Below are 18084 nucleotides of genomic sequence, written 5' to 3' on the forward strand. Positions count from 1 at the left end.
GCCGCCCGTCATATGTCAGCAACGATTCCGACCAGCATCAGGGTGGTACAGGGGGTGGCAGCACACGAGGGAACAGACCCGATGGATCTCGAGCCGCCGTTGCACGCGGTCATCGATACGGACGCACTCGACGCGCTATTTCGTCCGACAGAGGACCCGAACGCGGTTGCGTCATCGGTCGAGTTCACGTATCGGGGAAAACACGTGTCCGTCGATAGCGCGGGTCGCGTCGATGTGACGGAGAACGACACCGATCGAACCGGGTCGACCGGGACCGGTCCGGAACGGTAGTCGACGAGTCCGATCGGATGCCGTCGACCGCCGCGTCGCGAGTCAGCCGTCCACGGTGACGGCGGATGTCGACGGCGTGAACATGTGCTCGTCGAGATAGCCCCAGTCGTCGAAGGTTCGGGGCCCGGATTCCGAAGAGAAGCCGTAGAACTCCCGCGGCGCGTCGTAGTTCATGACGCTCGTGTAACTCCGGAAGCCGTATCTGGCGCTGTCGATCCCGTCGAAGTCGGTGTTTGACAGTCCGAGCGAGTGGCCCAGTTCGTGCATCACGGTCGACCCGGTGTGGTCGTCGCCCCACTGGGCTTCGACCATCATCGTCCCGAGCCCGGCCTTGCCGATGACGTTCCCCCGCGCGGTATCGCCGGCGACGTCCTCGACGATGGCCAGATAGTGATATCCCTCCCCCGCCCGGTCGAAGTACCGCGATCGGTACTCGGTCAGTTGGCCGACGTCGGTCGACGATTCACGGGGAATCGTGTTGCTATAGACGACGTGCAGGTCCGCGCCGGACGATCCGTCGGGGTTCTCGAGCGGCGCGGTGTCGAACTCGTCGACGACCCGTTCGATCTCGGCACGCTCGAGGTCGACCCCTTCCATCCGGTTGAGTTCGACGTAAATGTCGGTGCGAAGCGGGTCGGCGTCGGGATACAGGTCCTGACGGTGGACCTCCGCGCCGTCCGCGAGCCCGTCGCCGTCCGTGTCCGACTCGAGCGGATCCGTCCCGTGCTCGTTGACTTCCGCGCCGTCGTCGAGTCCGTCACCGTCCGTATCGGCCGCGGTCGGATCGGTGTCGTACTCGCCGATCTCGGGGCCGTCCGCGAGCCCGTCGCCGTCCGTATCCGCCGCGAGCGGATCCGTCCCGTACGTCTCGAGTTCGTCGGGATCGGACAGTCCGTCGTCGTCGGAATCGCTCGTCAACGGATTCGTCCCGTGCTGGCGGACCTCCGTCCCGTCGTCGATGCCGTCGCCGTCAGTGTCCGCCGCGAGCGGGTCCGTCTCGTAGTCGCGAACTTCCGGGCCGTCGTCGAGACCATCTCCGTCGGTGTCCGCCACAGCGGGGTCGGTCTCGTGGTCGCTGATCTCCGCACTGTCGTCGAGTCCGTCGCCGTCGGTGTCCGCCTCGAGCGGATCCGTCTCGTAGTCGTGCACCTCCACTCCGTCCGCGAGCCCGTCACCGTCCGTATCCGCGACGGTCGGGTCGGTCCCGCGTCGCTTTTCCGCGCCGTCGTCGAGTCCGTCACCGTCGGTGTCGTCGTCGAACGGGGCGGTTCCGTCGCGGAGTTCCACCAGTATCGGCTCTCCGTCGCCGTCGGGATCGACGACCGTCGCTCCGGCGACGACTCCGGTCGTCAGCAATCCGACGAGAAGAACGAGAACAGTGAGTAGCCGCGAAGATCGCATTTCCTGAACGTCTCGAACGGAAGAATAACTATATTGTGGCTATTCGCGAGCGGAACCGATCTGACTTGTGGCGGTCCGGGGCCGGCGGGACCCGAACCGCGGACTGTTTCACTTTCACCCCGCTGTCCAAACCCTCTTACACGCCGGTCCCGGAGACGACGGTAATGGACGGGAACGAGCGCCTCGAGTTGCCGGTCACCGACGACGCCCTCCCTTTCGATCCCGCCGCTGCGACGATCGAAGACGGCGACGTCTTCGACCTCCTCGAGCCGGCGGTCCAGGAGTGGTGGCTCGCGGAGTTCGGCGAGTTCGTCCCCGAGAACGACGGCTTCTTCACGCCGCCACAGCGGGGCGCGATCCCGAAGATCCACGACGGGATGAACACCTTGGTCTGTGCGCCGACTGGCAGCGGCAAGACCCAGGCCAGTTTCTGTGCGATCATCAACGAACTGTTCAAACGCGAGAAGGCGAGCGGGCTCGAAAATTCGGTCTACTGTCTCTACGTCTCCCCGCTTAAGTCCCTCGCGAACGACATTCACCGCAATCTCGAGGTGCCACTCGAGGGGATCGAAGAAATCGTCGCCGAGCGCGACGGCGACGAGTCGATGGGCGAGATCCGCCACGCCATCCGCCACGGTGACACCTCCTCGAGCGACCGACAGAAGATGCTCGAGGAGACGCCGCACATCCTCAACACGACTCCCGAGACGCTCGCGATCCTCCTCAATTCGCCCAAGTTCCGCGAGAAGCTCCGCACCGTCGAGTACGTCATCGTCGACGAGATCCACTCGCTGGCGGCGGGGAAGCGAGGGACGCACCTCTCGGTGAGCCTCGAGCGACTCGAGGCGATGGCCCCGGGCGACATCACCAGGATCGGCTGTTCCGCGACGATCGAGCCGCTGGATCGCGTGGCGGAATTTCTGGTCGGCTGCGAGAAATCCGGCGGCGACGAGACGGGACGCGTTCGGGATTCGGACGGCGATTCTCGCAGTTCGACCGCACCGCCCGCGGACAACGCAAGCGGTGAGGCCCCCGATCGAAGTGACCGCCCTGATCGAAGGGACCGCCCCGACGATTCGACCGAGAGTGAGGGCGAACGGCCCGAACGCGACCGGGAGACTCGCACGGAGACGGAGACCGAAGCGACCCGCGACTACGAGATCGTCGACGCCCGCTTCGCCCGCGAGTTCGATCTCCAACTCGAGTGCCCGACGGACGACCTGATCAACACGTCCCGTGAGGTCGTCCAGGAGCGATTCTACCGGATGCTTCACGACCACGTCCAGGGACACACGAACACGCTCGTCTTCACCAACACGCGCTCGGGCGCGGAACGCGTCCTCCACAACCTCCGGGAGCGATTCGACGCCTACGACGAGGAGAACTCGGGCTGTCACCACGGCAGCCTCTCGAAGGAGGTCCGACAGGACATCGAGGGGCGGCTGAAAGACGGCGACCTCGACGTGGTCACCTCCTCGACGAGCCTCGAGTTGGGGATCGACATGCCCCACGTCGATCTGGTCGTCCAGGTCGGGTCGCCCAAGTCCGTCGCCGCTTTGCTCCAGCGGGTCGGGCGAGCGGGCCACCGCGTCGGTCAGACCGTCACCGGCCGGGTGATCGCACTCGACCGCGACGAACTCATCGAGTGTGCGGTCATGCTCAAGACGGCCGCAGAGGGGTTCGTCGACTCCGTGTCGATCCCCGAAAACGCCCAGGACGTGGCCGCCCAGCACGTCTACGGGATGGCGATCGCCGAGATCAGACCCGAGTCAGAGCTGAAAGCGATCCTCCGACGGGCGTACCCCTATCGCGACTACTCCGCGGCCGAGTACGAGTCGCTCATGCGCTACCTGACGGCGGAGTACGCCGGCCTCGAGGACCGCAACGTCTACGCGAAGGTCTGGCGCGACGAGAACGACCCGCCCGACGGCGAACACCACTACGAGGAATACCCGGTCGGCGAGCGGCTGATCGGCAAGCGCGGCCGGCTCGCGCGCGTCATCTACATGACCAACATCGGCACGATTCCGGACTCCTTTACCTGCGACGTTAAGACGCGAGCGAGCGACGAGTGGGTCGGCCAGCTGGACGAGTCCTACCTCGACACCCTCGAGAAGGGCGACGTCTTCGTCCTCGGCGGCGATCACTTTGAGTACAGCTACCGTCGCGGGTCGAAGGTCTACGTCGACCGCACGAGCGCCCGGCCGACCGTCCCGTCGTGGTACTCCGAGCGGCTGCCGCTCTCCTACGATCTGGGCTGTGAGATCATCGACTTTCAGGGGGAGCTCCTCGCACACTACGAGGACGGCGGCCCCCCGCGGGTCCGCGCGTGGCTCCGCGAGTTCCCGCTGGACGACGACAGCGTCCGCGCGGTCGCCCGCCTGTTCGAGTACCAGTGTCGGTACGCCGGCGCGGCGAGCGTGAGCACGCCCGACCGGCTCGCGATCGAGGTCGTCCGCGACCGCGAGGAGTACGAACGCCACTACTACGTCCACTCGAACTACGGGCGCAAGGTTAACGACGGGTTTTCCCGGCTGCTCGCGTACCGCTGTGCGCAGGAGGCGACGGCCAACGTCCGCGTGGCAGTCGCGGACAACGGCTTCGTCCTCTCGATGCCGCTCAACCGAAAGGTCGACATCGAGGGCGTCATCGACGACCTCGAGCCCGCCGACGTCCGCGCAGACCTCCGGGCGTCACTGTCGGGAACCGATCTCCTCCAGCGCTACTTCCGGATCAACGCGACTCGCTCGCTGATGATCCTCAAGCGCTACAAGGGCTATGAGAAGTCCGCGAGCGAACAGCAGGTCTCCAGCGAGATGCTGCTGGGGTTCGCCGAGGAACTCGAGAACTTCGCCGTGATCGAGGAGACCTACCGCGAGATCCTCGAGGACAAGCTGAACGTCGCGGAAATCGAGGGCATCGTCGATGCGATCGACGCAGGCGAGCTCGCGGTCTCGCGACACCTCCTCGATTCGCCGACGCCACGGGCGTTCGGTCTCGCGACGCTCTCGGCCAGCGACGTCGTCCTCGCCGAGGACGAGAGCGCCGCGCTCCAGTCGTTTCACGACAGCGTGCTCGAGGAGATCGGCGAGGAGTCGCTGGCGGGGCTGTCGACGGGACCCGAGGGCGAGTGACGGAGTCCGCACTCGAGTCGCGTTCGCCAGCGAACCCGATCATCACGTTACCAGCGGTAGCTCTCGCCCAAACTGACTTTGTGTTGGAAACTGAAGTGGTGGTGTATCACCGATGATGCGCCAGACAATTCCACGCGCAGGGGCCGACGATCTGTATCGCGAATCCAACGGCGTGATCCGCCGTCCACTGACCAGCCGTCAGAACGGGGTGCGATAGATGGTCGATCACGAGACCTGGAGCGACGAGCAGTCGACGGCGACCGTCTCGGTCGATGGCCGCGATCTCGAGGTGGCGTACCACGACACCGGTCCTGACGAGGGCGAGGGCGAGGGCCCGCCGGTCGTCTTCGTCCACGGCATCCCGACTTGGTCGTTCCTCTGGCGGGATATCGTGCCGCCGGTCGCCGAGGATCGACGCACGATCGCGCTCGATATGGTCGGCTACGGCAACTCCGCGATGAGCGACGACTTCGACCGCTCGATTCGCGCACAAGAAGAGATGCTCGAGGCCCTGCTCGCGGACCTCGCTATCGGTCGAATCGCGCTCGTCGCCCACGACATCGGCGGCGGCGTCGCCCTGCGCTTCGCCGCGCACAATCCCGATGTGGTTGAGCGACTCGTCCTCTCGAATGCGGTCTGTTATGACTCCTGGCCGGTCGAGTTCGTCTCGAATCTGGGTCTTCCGTCGACGGCCAATCTCGAGCGCGAGGAACTCGAGGGGCGCCTCGATTCGGCGTTCGTCGAGGGCGCTTACGGCGAGGCCGATCCCGAGTTCGTCGACGGGATGAAAGCGCCGTGGCTGACCGACGAGGGCCACGTCTCGCTGGTCCGCGACGCCGTCGCGACGAACACCAACCACACGACCGAGATCGACTACGAGGCGATCACCGCGGAGACGCTACTGCTGTGGGGCGAAGACGACGTGATGCAGCCCTACGCCTACGCCGAACGATTGGCCGAGGATATCTCGGACGCGACACTCGCGCCGCTGTCGGACGCCTACCACTGGGTGCCCGAGGATCGATCCGACGCCTACGCCGACCGCCTCCGCGAGTTCCTGTCCGGAACGGAAGTGTAACAGTATGTCAGCTACGACACTCACGCACGTATGAGTGGTGACCCACCAACCTGGGATTTCAAAGATCGCGACATCGCGATCCTCTGTGAACTCTCGAACGATCCGCAGTTGTCCTCTCGGGAACTCACGCAGGTGCTCGAGGAGGAGTACGATATCGACGTCTCCCACGTCACCGTCAGCGAGTCGATCCGACGGATGCGCGACGAGGGCGTCTTCCGCGAGGCGATCATTCCCAACGAGGAGTACTACATCTTCGCGCTGTTCGAGTTCAAGTTCAATCCCGAGAACTTCGCCGAGAGCTGGCGCGACGCGATGGAGTACATCAAGGCGGACAAACACACCCTGTTCTTCTTCCTCTCGGACGGGGAGTACCAGTGGAAGACCGTGATGATGTTCCGCGATCGCCAGGAGGTCTCCCAGTGGATCCACGAGTGCTACACCGAATACGGCGACGTCATCGCGAACATCCGCAACTCGGCGGTTCACAACGTCCTCAAGTTCCAGACCGATCCGCGGATCTACGAGGACCTCCGAAACGAACGCAACGAGCGGTAACCCCGCCCGGTAGTTGTTAGCCGTCGATGCCGTCGCGGAACAGTCGGTAGGTAGTCCGGCCGACGGCAGCCTCGCCGTCTTCCCCCTCGATGGTCACGTCGGTGACGCCGGTCGAGCCGCCGACGCGAAGTACTTCGGCTTCGGCCCGCAGGTCGCCCGTCGCCGGCCGTAGATACGAGACGTTGAGGTCTGTCGTCGTCAGGAACGCCTCCGACGGGTTCTCTAACGTGCTTCGGAGTGCGAACGCACTCGAAGTGTCGATCAGCGTCGCGACGATCCCGCCGTGGACCGGATCGTATCCCTCAGTCCCGGTGGGGTTCTCGAAGTCCTCGTTTCGATCGATGACGAGGACCGCACGTCCGTCCTCGAGGTGGTCGACGTCGATGTCGAGCCACGACAGGTAGCCGTGGTGTTCGACGAACGACGCCCACTCGGGCCACGCGGACGGCTCGTCCGGTCCGTCGGTCATGTTACTTGCCCTCGAACTCGGGGTCGCGATCCTCCGCGAAGGCCGCGGTCCCTTCCAGGACGTCCTCCGTGCTCGTCAGGAGTCCGAAGCCCTGGCTCTCCATGGCGAGTGCGGCTTCCATGCTCGCGTCCTCGCCCTCGTTCATGACCTTCTTGGCGATCTTGAGGCCGATCGGCGGACCGCCGGCGAGGTCGGAGACGAACTCCTCAACGGTGTCGTCGAACTCGTCGCGCTCGACTGAACGGTTGATGAGGCCCCACTCTTCGGCGCGGTCGGCGTCGATGTGGTTGCCTCGGAAGACCAGTTCTTTCGCGCGGGTCTCGCCGAGGATGCGGGTGAGTCGCTGCGTGCCGCCGCCGCCGGGGATCAGGCCGAGGCTGATCTCCGGCGTGCCGAAGGACGAGCGGTCGGTCGCGACGCGCAGGTCACAGGCCAGCGCGAGCTCGAGGCCGCCGCCGAGACAGAAGCCGTCGATCTTCGCGAGGACGGGGCGTTCGAAGTCGTTGACCGTCTCGAAGGCGGGCGTCACGTCCATCAGGTCGGTCGGGTTCGCGTCGCTGAAGCCGGAGACGTCCGCGCCGGCACAGAACGCCTGGTCGCCCGCGCCTTCGATCGTCGCACACCGGACCTCGTCGGTGTCGACCGAGGAGAACAGCTCGTCGATTTCGTTGAGCAGGTCCTCCGAGAGCGCGTTCATCCGCGACGGGCGGTCGAGTTCGACGGAGAGAACGCCGTCCTCGAGTTCGTAGTTCAGGTCGTGGAAGGGGCCGAGTTCGTCGTCGCCGTAGTCATAAAAGCCGGCACCGGCGTCCTCGCCGGTCTTGCCTTCCTCGACGAGCTGCTCGAGGTAGGGATGGGGCTCGAAGCGGTCGGAACCCGTCTCCTCGTAGAGGGTCTCGAGCTTCTCGAGGACCTCGTCGAGGCCGATCTTGTCGGCTCGTCGGCAGATGCCCTCGGGGAAGCCGAGTCCGAGCTGGACGCCGGTGTCGACCTCTTCGGGCGTCGCGACGTCCTCACCGACGAGGAAAGCCGCGCGGTTGATCATGCGGGCCTCGACGCGGAGCCAGTCGAAGCCGCCCGCGTCCTCGGGTTCGTAGTCGGCGCCGTCGCCGTCCTCGTAGTCGTAAAAGCCCTTGCCGGTCTTCTGGCCGAGTTCGTCGGCCTCGACCTTCTCTTCCGTGATCGGCGGGATCGGACTGCCGCCCTCCTTGCGGACGTGGTAGCCCACGTCGATGCCGGTGAGATCGCCGAGTTCGAATGGCCCCATCGGGTAGCCCCGTTCGTGGACCATGGTGGCGTCGGCCTGCCGGATGGTGACCTCGCCGTTCGAGACCATCCAGGCGGGCTCGCCGCCGAAGGGGCCGACGATGGTGTTGACGACGAAGCCGCGGACGTCCTTGCGGACGTAGATCGGCGTCTTGCCGATGGACTCGACCCACTCGTATCCCGCTTCGGCGGCCTCGTCGCTGGTGTCCTCGCCGTAGATGACCTCGACGAGGTCCATCTTGACCGGCGGGTTGAAAAAGTGCAGTCCGAGCACGCGCTCGGGCGTGTCCACAGCCTCCGCGATGTCCGAGATCGGAAGACTCGAGGTGTTCGTCGCCAGCAGCGTGTCCTCGCTGGTGTACTCCTCGAGGGAGGTGAAGATGTCGTGTTTCAGATCGAGGTCCTCGGGTGCGGCCTCGATCACGAGGTCGGCGTCGCCGACGGCCTCCTCGAGATCCGTCGTGATATCGATCCGCGAGAGGACCTCGTCGGCCGACTCGTCGATGAGTTCTTTCTCCTCGAGTTTCTCGACGCTCCACTTGATCGACTCGTAGCCGTCCTCGACGAACTCGTCTTTGATGTCCCGCATCGTGACATCGTAGCCGGCCATGGCCGTTACTTCGGTGATTCCGTGCCCCATGTTCCCCGCGCCCAGCACTGCAACGCGGTCGATGCTGTCCAGTGACATGGTCGTGTGATTGCTCGGGATCGTCTTAATACCACCGAACCGACTTAGCAATGTTAAGCCCGTTGTCTGCCGTTGTACCGCGCATACGCTGACTCGAGTTTGGAGTAAACGTCGGTAATCGAAACTCGGGTTTATTCCGACCGGACGGCCGATCAGCGGTCGACGGGACGGAACGAGTTCGATTTCGCGATCGACTCGAGTCGTCCGACTCGACTGTCCCTCGTCGGTTTCTGACGTGGCGTACAGGGAAGCAACGCATGCTCCAGACCAATCAACCGGCGTGCGGTGGCGCGCGCTGGGCCGCGGTGAATGGTAATGAACCGCGGCCTGACACTGCGCGAGGGATGAGCGAGCGACGGCAGGAGCGAGCGAATCGGTTGGGGAGGGCGTGGCGATTCCCTGTTGCCACGATAGCAGGACGCTTTATTTCCCACAATTCCCCCAGACTACGCCGTTCCATTCACTCTACTACCGAACAGTTCGTTCGACGACTATCGGGTGAGCCAGCCGCTTCAGAACCGTTCTGTGCCGCTGCTCACTCTCGATGCGCCAGCAGCAAAAAGTACGACCAGCTTCGTTCGATCCGTCGGTCGGTTCGCTCGCCACTCGAGCGGCAGACGCTGTCGGACGGAGAAATCGTGGACCGATCCCGCTACAGCGGTTCGTCGCCCTCGATGATCCGTTTGGCCCGCGCTGCCAGCGCCGGCACGCGCTCTTCCATCAGCGGGTACATCGGATCGTCGCTGTTCCCCTCGAGGTAGCGCCGGAAGAACATCTCGCCGAGGCCGGCCAGCTTGTAGACGGCCAGTGTCCGGTAGAACCGCTCGTGTTCGAACTCGTAGCCGGTCAGCTCCTCCCAGCGCTCGACCAGTTCGGGTCGGCTCGAGTAGCCCTCTCGCTCCATGAAGCGGGTCGAGAGTTCGGGAATCGACGGCTCGGGGTCTTTCGCGTCGCGCCAGTAGGAAAGCATCCAGCCCAGATCGGCGCGCGGATCGCCGAGCGTGGCCATCTCCCAGTCGAAGACGCCGATCAGTTCCGGCGGCGTTCCGGGGGCGAACATGACGTTGTCGAGCTTGTAGTCGCCGTGGACGAGGGTGTGGGGGTGTTCGTCGGGAACGTTGTCCCGGAGCCAGTCGCCGACCTCGTGGAGGTCGGGCACTTCCCGCTCGTCCTCGGTGACTTCGAACGCCCACGAGAGCTGTTTGCCCCAGCGGTCGACCTGTCGCTGGGTGTAGCCGGCGGGGCGGCCGAACTCGCCGAGACCGATCTCCTCGTAGTCCAGGTCGTGGATTTTCGCCAGCGTGTCGACGAGCTCTTCGCCGATCCGCTCGCGCTGGTCCGGCTCGGCGAACCGTTCGGGCTCGTCCTCGCGGAGGACGTCCCCCTCGAGTTGCTCCATCACGTAAAAGTCGCTGCCGATGACGTCGTGGTCTTCGCAGGCGAGCACCGGGGTCGGCACGGGAACGTCGGTGTCGGCGACCGCGTTCGTCACGCGGTACTCGCGGAGGACGTCATGTGCCGTGTCGGCGGTTTCGCCCGGCGGCGGCCGCCGGATAACGAGCTCGCGGTCGCCCCAGGTGACGAACAGGGTCTCGTTCGAGTGTCCTTCCTGATGGCGGGCAATGTCGTAGTCGTCGACCTCGCCGAGGTGTTCTCCCAGATACGCGACCAGCGCGTCCTCGTCGACGAGGCGCTCGTAGTAGTTCTCGCTCATGGGAGCGACTCGGCGGTGCTGTCGGCGCGGGCGGCCGATACGATGTCGTCCGGCGATTCGTGATTCGCTGTGGGCATTGTCGTATGCCAATACGTCCCCCCTTAACGAAAATAGTTACGCCGCAAACCATCTTTTACAATGTTTGTGCGGTGGAAGTTACCAATGGGCGCGGATATTGGCCGGGAACCAGACGGAAGCGGCCGCTCGAGCGGAACCGCCGCGGGCGTTCGTCGGGAACGCGATCGGCCCGAAATTCCTCGCCGGCTCCGTTCGACCGCCCCAATCAGGAGAGAGACCGCGACTTACCCGAGGATGTAGTCGAGTTTCGGGTACTTCTCGAGCAGCGGCTGCCCGTCGATCTCGTACGCCTCGATGAGCCGGTCCAGTCCGAGGATCCGGCCGGCACCGAAGGCGGCGACGGCGAGGAACACGAGCATGTACGCGAAGTCACCGTTGATGAACCCGTGAGCCATGTCCCAGTTCCCGAAGTAGAACATGAGCATCATGAGCGCGCCGAAGAACGCCGCGAGGCGGACGAGCGCACCGACGAGCAGGCCGAGGCCGATGAGGACCTCGCCCCACGGGACGGCGACGTTCGCGAATTCGACGAACCACGGCGTGGACCCCATCCAGGCGAACACGTCGGCGAGTGGGTTACCGTTCGTGGCGGCGCTGTGGGTCAGGTAGCCACCGGCGCTAAAGCCGCCCTCCGCGATCTTCGTGACCCCGGAGTACAGGAACGCGTAACCCATCATGAGCCGTAGCGCGAGCACGAACCACGCGCTCAGGCTGTGGGCCTTCGCGCGGACGCTGACGCCGCCGATCTCGCTCTCGAACACGTTCGCACCGACACTCATCTTCTCTGTGGACATGTGATCTTCATCTACGTCTATAGACGTCGACAGACGCTATATAAATAGACGTGAATTCTACAATCGCGGGAATCTATTTTCAGACCTCTTCGAGACGGTCTCGTCGGATTCGCGGGCTCGGTTCGAGATGGCGATCGGACTTAAACGGATACCTCGCGAGTTCAAGATCCAGCGACTGACTCGGATCCGGGGAATCAATTCTCGGCTCTCGCTCGAGCCACCGATTGAACTCACTCGTCTCGCGCGTCTTCACCGGAGCGGGTCCGATTTTCCGATTGGCGTGGCTCGTCTCCATCAACGATCTCGAGCACGTCCGTCGGCGTCTCGATCCGGTAGGAGACGGCCGGGCCGTCGTCGGCCCCGAAGGCGACGCCGTGCATCCCCATGTCGGCGGCTCCCTTTACGTCGTGAGCGTAGCGGTCGCCGATCATCAGCGACCGTTCGGGGTCGACGCCGGCCGTCTCGAGCGCCGTCTCGAACATGGCGGGATCGGGCTTCGTGCGCCCGACTTCCTCGGAGGTGGTGATCGAGTCGAACTGTTCGCGGACGCCGAAGCGCTCGAGCATCTTTCGGCCCTCCGCGTCGTCAACGTCGCTGATGACGCCGACGTGGAGGTCCCGTTCGGCGAGCCGTTCGATCGCCTCGACGGCCCCCGGAATCGGTTCGATCGACGCGCGGACGACCTCGTCGAATCGGGGCTGCCAGTCCGCTCGAGGGATCACCTCGCCGACGATGGCCTCGACGCCGCGGTGGTAGCCGTCGCGAGCGGACCGGAACTCGGTGCCGTCGCGCTCGCGGAAGTAGTCCCCGACGGTCGACCGCCAGGTGTCGATGGCCTCCTCGACCGTCGCGTCCACCTCGTGGCGCTCGAGCACGTCCGCGATGAAGTCGGCGTGGGCGGCCTGGACGGAATCGAGTGAGAGGATGACGCCGCCGATGTCCCAGAAGACGGCTTCCCACTCGCCGTCTGGTGCAGTTGCGTCGCCGTCCGCCGCCGCATCCTCGCTCATCGCTCGGCCCTCCGGATCGTCGACCGGTCGATTTCGTCGAGGCTCGCACACCCCGAGAGCCCGACCGTCAGATCGAGATCGGCGAGCAGGTTCTCGAGGACGGCGCTGACGCCGTCCTCGCCGCCGATTCCGAGTCCGAGCGCGTAGGGCCGACCCAGTAGGACCGCGTCGGCACCGAGCGCGATCGCCCGGATCACGTCGCTCCCGCGCCGGATGCCGCTGTCGAAGAGGACGGGAACCTCGCGGTCGGCGGCGGTCGCGTCCGCGACCGCGTCGACGACGTCCGGCAGCGCCTCGAGCGCCGGGATCGCGCCGTCGACCTGCCGGCCGCCGTGGTTCGAGACGACCATCCCGTCGACGCCGCGTTCGACCGCCTCGCGAGCGTCGTCGGGATGCAGGACGCCCTTGACGACGATCGGCAAATCAGTCTGGGCCTGAAGCCACTCGAGGTCGTCCCATGTCAGCGAGGCGTCGCCGAAGCAGGCCTGCCAGGACGCGATCGCGGCCTCCTCGTCGTCTCGCGGATCCGCCTCGAGTCGCTCGCGGAAGGACGGATCCTCGAAGTAGTTTTTCAGGCCCTGTGCCTCGAGGAAGGGCAGGTAGCCGAGTTCGATGTCGCGCTCTCGCCACCCCATTTTGGGCGTGTCGAGCGTGACGACGACGGCCTCGTAGCCCGCGTCCTCGGCGCGCTCGAGGAAGCTGGCCGCCACGTCCCGGTCGGAACTCCAGTAGAGCTGAAACCAGCCGGGGCTCTCGCCGAGTTCGTCGCTGACTTCCTCCATCGAGTACGAGGAGACGGAGCTACAGATCATCGGCACTCCGAACTCGCTGGCCGCGCGGGCGACGGCCAGTTCGGCCTCCTCGTGGAGGATCGACTGGACGCCGATGGGCGCGAGCATGACGGGCGCGGGGTACTCGCGGCCGAAGAGGTCGACCGACAGGTCGCGCTCGGAGATGTCCCGCATGATTCGGGGGACGATCTGCCACGCGTCGAAGGCGCGGTCGTTCGCGGCGACCGTCGACTCCGAGCCCGCGCCGCCAGCGACGTAGGCGAACGCCTCCTCGCTGAGTTCTTCACGGGCGCGTTCCTCGAGGTCCTCGTAGGAGACGGGAAACTCGGGGCGCTCGTCCTCGAGCATTCCGTTGAGATAGACCTCGGCCTGGCGATCCGGTCCGTAATCGGGAGTGTCTGGTGTCATGGTCGTGTCCGTGACGGCGACCGTCCTGCCGCCGTCGCGTGAATATCTGTGTCAGTGCTTGCCACTCACTTAACGGTACGGTATCCATCCCCATCTTTATTAACAACTGATGTGAATGTGCGGGTGAGTCTAACAATGGTAACGAAGCAAATTCGAGTCGCAGTTGCAGGTGACCGCGCGTGAGTACGGACCAGTTCAGCGTCGACGGCGAGACCGCCATCATCACGGGCTCCTCGAGCGGCATCGGGAAGTCGATCGCGGAGCGCTTCGCCGCGGACGGCGTCGACGTCGTCGTCTGCTCGCGCGAGCAGGAGAACGTCGATCCGGTCGCCGAGGGAATCAACGAAAGCGACAGTCCCGGCCGGGCGCTGCCGGTCGAGTGCGACGTGACCGACCGCGAGGCCGTCGATGCGCTCGTCGAGGCCACCGTCGAGGAGTTCGGCGGGCTGGACGTGCTGGTCAACAACGCCGGCGCGTCTTTCATGGCCCAGTTCGACGAGATTTCGCCGAACGGCTGGAAGACGATCGTCGACATCAACATCAACGGGACTTATCACTGCACGCACGCCGCTGCGGAGCACCTCAAGGACGGCGGCGGCTCGGTGATCAACCTCGCGAGCGTCGCCGGCCAGCGCGGCTCGCCGCTGATGAGCCCCTACGGCGCGGCCAAGGCCGCCGTGATCAACCTGACGACGACGCTCTCCTACGAGTGGGCCGACGACGACGTCCGCGTCAACTGCATCGCGCCGGGCTTCGTCGCCACGCCGGGCGTCGAGAGCCAGATGGGCGTCTCCGCGGACAGCATCGACCGCGAGGAGGTCGCGCGCCGGATCGGGACCGTCGAGGAACTCGCCGATGTCACGCAGTTCCTCGCCAGCCCCGCCTCGTCGTACATCGTTGGCGAAACGATCACGGTGCAGGGCGTCCCGCAGATTTCCGAAGATCGCGACATGTAAACACCCCCGCTTCACTCGAGCGACTCGGTTCACGATGCGGCCGTCCCAGTCCTCGAGCGTCCACCGGTCGCCGTTCGATGACAGAAATCGTCGCTCGGTAAAAGAAATATCGTGACCGGATATCCGGCCGTTCAGACGGTCTACCGCCACTGTGTCTCGGCGCAACCGCGACCCGCCGTGCGGTTGCTCCGGTACACCGTTACACCAGACCGTCTCAGTCGTCGCTCGGTGCCGCGGATCGCTGTTCTTCGACGTGCTCGGCGATTGCTTCGGTCTCGGTCGCGAACTCGTCGTGATCGACCTCCGCCCCGTGGAGCACGGTCGAGAAGTAGCGCACGCCGCTCGTGACGGCGATTGCTTCGGACATCTCCGCGTCCGTCACCCCCTCGAGTTCCGCTTCCGCTCTGTGGAAGCGGATGCAGTACGGACACTGGATTGCCGCCGCTGCGCCGAGGGCGACGAGCGCCTTTTCCCGCTGCTCGAGCTCCGTCTCTCCGAGCTCGAGATCCCGAACGATTCCCCAGCTGTGGTCCGCGGCCGGCTCCGGCAGCGCCTCGATCCAGCTCGGAACCCGTCCGAGATACTCCGCTATCTCCGCTTGTGTTTCGGTTGATACCATTATCCCCTCCTCCGGATTTCGCGTCCGCCGTCGGAAACAGTGCCGATTGCCCCGGTGACGACCGGAAACCCATGCTCTCTTTCCCCTCGAGGGGAGATGAAACTATCACACAGTCATTTGATAGCACGGCACGTATATTTATCGACAATCTGAATAACTACTGGACCGGTAGCGATCGCGGGAATCCGTCGTCGGACCCCGATCTCGGCTTTCGTCGACGATCGCTACTTCTCAGCAGTCGACGGATCAACTCGGAAGTCTGCCTCGTCGCTCGAGGAGGACGAGAATGACGATCGAACCGCCGAGGAGGAGGGCGGCACCGCTGAACACCGCGTCGTAGGTGTAGCCGCGCTCGAGGAAGAGACCCACGGCGGACGAACCGAGCGCCTGCGTTAGCATCCAGACCGAACTGAACACGGCGTAGGCGCTCGCCCGCGTCGAATCCGGCAACGTATCGAGGAGGTACGTGTCCGTCGCCGGGAACAGCGTGTGAATGACGAAGCCGACGACCGCGGTGACCGCGATCAGCGCGAACAGGCCGTCGACTGCCGTCAGTACGAGAAGGCTTGCGGCGAACGCGCCGACGATTCCGAGCAGGTAGGGAACCTTCGGGAACCTGTCGGCCAGATCGCCGCCGAAGTAGAACGCGGGAACGCCGGCAGCGAAGACGATCGTGAGCATCATCCCCGCCATCCGATCAGAAAGTCCCTTCGACTGCATATACAGTTCGTAGAAATTGAACAGGCCCTGCCAGACGAAGACGGGCGCGCCGACGATCGCCAGCGCCGTGACGATGAGCCGCCACTCCGAGAGCGCACCGGCGACGAAGTCGCGATCGGCCCCTCCCGCGCTCGGCATCTCGGTGTTCCTCGCAATAATCCACGTGGCGGCCGTCACTACTGCTGCGCCGACGGCGATCGCCCACAGCGAGAGCCGCCAGTCGACGATGAGCGTGAGCGCGACGAACGGGGCGGCGATCACCGCGGCGATCTGGCTGGCAGCCCCGTGGATTCCCATAACGTGGCCGACGCGCGACGGGAATAGTTCGCTCAACAGCGGATTCGCCGAGACGAAGTAGACTCCGGAAGCGATGCCCATGAGGAAGGCCCCGCCCATGAGCTGTGGGACGGTCATCGCGGTCGCAGCGATCGCCGAGGACGCGGCGAGAATCATCCCCGACCCGACCACGATGTGGTGTCTCGAGACCTTCGTGAGGAGCCACCCGGTCGGCAGACGAAGGGAGGCGCTCCCGACCCACGCGAGCGTCACGATGAGTCCGGCGGTCGCCTCGCCGATCGCGAATTCGGTGATGAACACGTCCAGCAGCGGTGCGAAGATGACCCTGGCGAGGTTGAGCAAAAAGACGAGGCCACAGAGAGAGGCGAAGAGTCGCGTTCGGGTCACAGTCACTAGTTCCGACAACGGCTCTCAAACGTTCCGAAACCGGACGATTCCGTGGCGGTTTGACGGTCGCTCCGGATCGGCCCGACGTGCGCGCAACACGAATATCAGGCCGCATTCTAGTTCAGGCCGCGTTCGATCCCGAGCTGTAAACGATAGTCTTCGGGCCCCCGGTTCCCATACACCCAAAAGGCACCGTTCCGTCTGTGGTTGATGATGACAGACAGAGATGTCCACCTGCCGGTGGCCGCACAGCCGACGATCGACTCGATCGTCGACTACGCACAGACCGCCGAGAACGGCGGGTACGACTGCGCCTGGCTCCCGGAGACGTGGGGACGCGACGGCGTCACCGTCCTGACGGCGATGGCCGAGCGCACCGACTCGATCGACGTCGGCTCGAGCATCCTCAACACCTACTCGCGCTCGCCGGCGCTGTTGGGACAGACGGCGGCGACGCTGCAGGAGCTCTCCGACGGCCGGTTCCGGCTCGGGCTCGGCCCGAGCGGCCCCGTCGTGATCGAGAACTGGCACGGAGTGGAGTTCGGGAACCCCCTCAAACGGACGCGCGAAACCGTCGAAATCGTTCGAGAAGTGCTGTCGGGGGAGACGGTGAACTACGACGGCGACGACTTCCAACTCTCGGGGTTCCGCCTTCGATGTGATCCACCGGAAACGCAACCGCCGGTCGAGGTCACTGGAATGGGGCCCAAGGCAGTCGAACTGGCGGGTCGGTTCTCCGACGGTTGGCACGGGATCATGCTCACCCCCGAAGGGATGGCGGACCGCATCGATGACATCGAGCGCGGTGCCGAACTCGGCGACCGCGATCCCGACGACGTGCAGGTCACCGCCGGCGTCACCTGCTGTGCGCTGGACGACCCCGACGAGGCCCGCGCGCTCACCCGCCAGCACATCGGCTTCTACGTCGGCGGGATGGGGACGTTCTACCGTGACTCCCTCGAGCGCCAGGGGTACGACGAGGCGACCGAGATTTACGATTCGTGGCAGGACGGCGACCGCGAGCGCGCTCTCGAGCTCGTCGACGAGCACATCCTCGACGACCTCTGCGCGGCCGGCGATCCGGAAACCGTTCGCGAGCAACTCGAGGCCTACGAAGCGGTCGACGGCCTCGACGCCGTCGCGGTCAGCTTCCCCCGCGGCGCGAGCGAGGAGCAGGTTCGGCAGACGATGGAAGCGGTCGCGCCCGACGCCTGAACGGGTATTGAGGTCGAATTGGTTTCTGCATGGACGTGTGCGGTATCCGACAGCACCCCTACCAAACCACGTTCGGGTGGGAATGAAAGGGGCGACGCCGCTCACGGTGCGAGACGATGTAAGCACCGCAGGCGAGTATAGCGAGCCGAGGAGCACAGCGAGTCGCAGCCCGTGAGCGGTGTCGGGGCTTTCGGGGTGTTCTGGTAAGTGAGT

The 18084-nt window shown here is 65.1% G+C and carries 15 protein-coding genes; 6 read left to right on the top strand and 9 right to left on the bottom strand.

The annotated features are described in order from the left end of the window. The first annotated feature begins 12 nt into the window (after nt 1-12). Complete coding sequence (gene ddfA, locus CP556_RS12170) at nt 13-291, top strand: DdfA family disk-determining factor (RefSeq protein WP_098725864.1); 279 nt, start codon at nt 13-15, stop codon at nt 289-291. 42 nt (nt 292-333) lie between these two features. Here the strand turns inward: ddfA and CP556_RS12175 are convergent, their stop codons facing one another. After that, nucleotides 334-1692, bottom strand: coding sequence for a zinc metalloprotease (locus CP556_RS12175; RefSeq protein WP_098725865.1), 1359 nt, complete (start codon nt 1690-1692; stop codon nt 334-336). 164 nt (nt 1693-1856) lie between these two features. Here CP556_RS12175 and CP556_RS12180 point away from each other — a divergent pair, with 164 nt between their 5' ends. The 3 genes from CP556_RS12180 (at nt 1857) to CP556_RS12190 (ending at nt 6459) form a co-directional block, all read left to right on the top strand. Beyond that, entirely contained in the window at nt 1857-4826 is a 2970-nt protein-coding gene (locus CP556_RS12180) for an ATP-dependent helicase (RefSeq protein WP_098725866.1), read from the top strand. Nucleotides 4827-5043: 217 nt separating this feature from the next. Then, nucleotides 5044-5904, top strand: a complete 861-nt coding sequence (locus CP556_RS12185) for an alpha/beta fold hydrolase (RefSeq protein ID WP_098725867.1) — start codon at nt 5044-5046, stop codon at nt 5902-5904. Between the two features lie 30 nt (nt 5905-5934). Continuing rightward, nucleotides 5935-6459, top strand: coding sequence for an Lrp/AsnC family transcriptional regulator (locus CP556_RS12190; protein ID WP_098725868.1), 525 nt, complete (start codon nt 5935-5937; stop codon nt 6457-6459). Between the two features lie 16 nt (nt 6460-6475). On the opposite strand, the gene CP556_RS12195 is transcribed toward CP556_RS12190, so the two are convergent. From CP556_RS12195 to CP556_RS12220, 6 genes are all read right to left on the bottom strand, one after another. Then, complete coding sequence (locus CP556_RS12195) at nt 6476-6928, bottom strand: PaaI family thioesterase (protein ID WP_098725869.1); 453 nt, start codon at nt 6926-6928, stop codon at nt 6476-6478. Between the two features lies 1 nt (nt 6929). Next, nucleotides 6930-8882 (bottom strand): 3-hydroxyacyl-CoA dehydrogenase/enoyl-CoA hydratase family protein, encoded by a 1953-nt coding sequence (locus tag CP556_RS12200; RefSeq protein WP_098725870.1) that lies wholly within the window; start codon nt 8880-8882, stop codon nt 6930-6932. 652 nt (nt 8883-9534) lie between these two features. Then, complete coding sequence (locus tag CP556_RS12205; RefSeq protein WP_098725871.1) at nt 9535-10596, bottom strand: phosphotransferase family protein; 1062 nt, start codon at nt 10594-10596, stop codon at nt 9535-9537. Between the two features lie 302 nt (nt 10597-10898). Then, entirely contained in the window at nt 10899-11453 is a 555-nt protein-coding gene (locus CP556_RS12210; RefSeq protein WP_394340734.1) for a DoxX family protein, read from the bottom strand. A 245-nt stretch (nt 11454-11698) separates the two neighbouring features. Further along, complete coding sequence (locus tag CP556_RS12215) at nt 11699-12478, bottom strand: HAD family hydrolase (RefSeq protein WP_098725873.1); 780 nt, start codon at nt 12476-12478, stop codon at nt 11699-11701. Then, nucleotides 12475-13677: an alpha-hydroxy-acid oxidizing protein gene (locus tag CP556_RS12220; protein WP_098725874.1), complete on the bottom strand. Its 1203-nt coding sequence runs from the start codon at nt 13675-13677 to the stop codon at nt 12475-12477. Before CP556_RS12220 ends, CP556_RS12215 begins: the two co-directional genes overlap by 4 nt. A gap of 179 nt (nt 13678-13856) precedes the next feature. On the opposite strand from CP556_RS12220, the gene CP556_RS12225 reads away from it, so the two are divergent. Continuing rightward, on the top strand, nt 13857-14633 hold the full coding sequence (locus CP556_RS12225; RefSeq protein ID WP_098725875.1) for an SDR family NAD(P)-dependent oxidoreductase: 777 nt from the start codon (nt 13857-13859) through the stop codon (nt 14631-14633). A 214-nt stretch (nt 14634-14847) separates the two neighbouring features. Here CP556_RS12225 and CP556_RS12230 read toward each other — a convergent pair whose 3' ends face one another. Then, on the bottom strand, nt 14848-15252 hold the full coding sequence (locus CP556_RS12230) for a carboxymuconolactone decarboxylase family protein (RefSeq protein WP_098725876.1): 405 nt from the start codon (nt 15250-15252) through the stop codon (nt 14848-14850). A 246-nt stretch (nt 15253-15498) separates the two neighbouring features. Then, nucleotides 15499-16656: an MFS transporter gene (locus CP556_RS12235; protein ID WP_098725877.1), complete on the bottom strand. Its 1158-nt coding sequence runs from the start codon at nt 16654-16656 to the stop codon at nt 15499-15501. A 213-nt stretch (nt 16657-16869) separates the two neighbouring features. Between CP556_RS12235 and CP556_RS12240 the strand changes: the two genes are divergently transcribed. Continuing rightward, the gene (locus CP556_RS12240; protein ID WP_098727390.1) at nt 16870-17871 is read left to right on the top strand and encodes a TIGR04024 family LLM class F420-dependent oxidoreductase; all 1002 of its coding nucleotides are present in this window, start codon (nt 16870-16872) and stop codon (nt 17869-17871) included. The last annotated feature ends 213 nt before the right edge of the window (nt 17872-18084 follow it).

Source organism: Natrinema sp. CBA1119 (genome assembly GCF_002572525.1).
Taxonomy (GTDB): Archaea; Halobacteriota; Halobacteria; order Halobacteriales; family Natrialbaceae; genus Natrinema.

What these genes read in the sequence shown, in the direction of transcription:
- ddfA (WP_098725864.1), top strand. Translation starts at nt 13, where the DNA reads ATGTCAGCAACGATTCCGACCAGCATCAGGGTGGTACAGGGGGTGGCA.
- CP556_RS12175 (WP_098725865.1), bottom strand. Translation starts at nt 1,692, where the DNA reads ATGCGATCTTCGCGGCTACTCACTGTTCTCGTTCTTCTCGTCGGATTG.
- CP556_RS12180 (WP_098725866.1), top strand. Translation starts at nt 1,857, where the DNA reads ATGGACGGGAACGAGCGCCTCGAGTTGCCGGTCACCGACGACGCCCTC.
- CP556_RS12185 (WP_098725867.1), top strand. Translation starts at nt 5,044, where the DNA reads ATGGTCGATCACGAGACCTGGAGCGACGAGCAGTCGACGGCGACCGTC.
- CP556_RS12190 (WP_098725868.1), top strand. Translation starts at nt 5,935, where the DNA reads ATGAGTGGTGACCCACCAACCTGGGATTTCAAAGATCGCGACATCGCG.
- CP556_RS12195 (WP_098725869.1), bottom strand. Translation starts at nt 6,928, where the DNA reads ATGACCGACGGACCGGACGAGCCGTCCGCGTGGCCCGAGTGGGCGTCG.
- CP556_RS12200 (WP_098725870.1), bottom strand. Translation starts at nt 8,882, where the DNA reads ATGTCACTGGACAGCATCGACCGCGTTGCAGTGCTGGGCGCGGGGAAC.
- CP556_RS12205 (WP_098725871.1), bottom strand. Translation starts at nt 10,596, where the DNA reads ATGAGCGAGAACTACTACGAGCGCCTCGTCGACGAGGACGCGCTGGTC.
- CP556_RS12210 (WP_394340734.1), bottom strand. Translation starts at nt 11,453, where the DNA reads ATGAGTGTCGGTGCGAACGTGTTCGAGAGCGAGATCGGCGGCGTCAGC.
- CP556_RS12215 (WP_098725873.1), bottom strand. Translation starts at nt 12,478, where the DNA reads ATGAGCGAGGATGCGGCGGCGGACGGCGACGCAACTGCACCAGACGGC.
- CP556_RS12220 (WP_098725874.1), bottom strand. Translation starts at nt 13,677, where the DNA reads ATGACACCAGACACTCCCGATTACGGACCGGATCGCCAGGCCGAGGTC.
- CP556_RS12230 (WP_098725876.1), bottom strand. Translation starts at nt 15,252, where the DNA reads ATGGTATCAACCGAAACACAAGCGGAGATAGCGGAGTATCTCGGACGG.
- CP556_RS12240 (WP_098727390.1), top strand. Translation starts at nt 16,870, where the DNA reads ATGACAGACAGAGATGTCCACCTGCCGGTGGCCGCACAGCCGACGATC.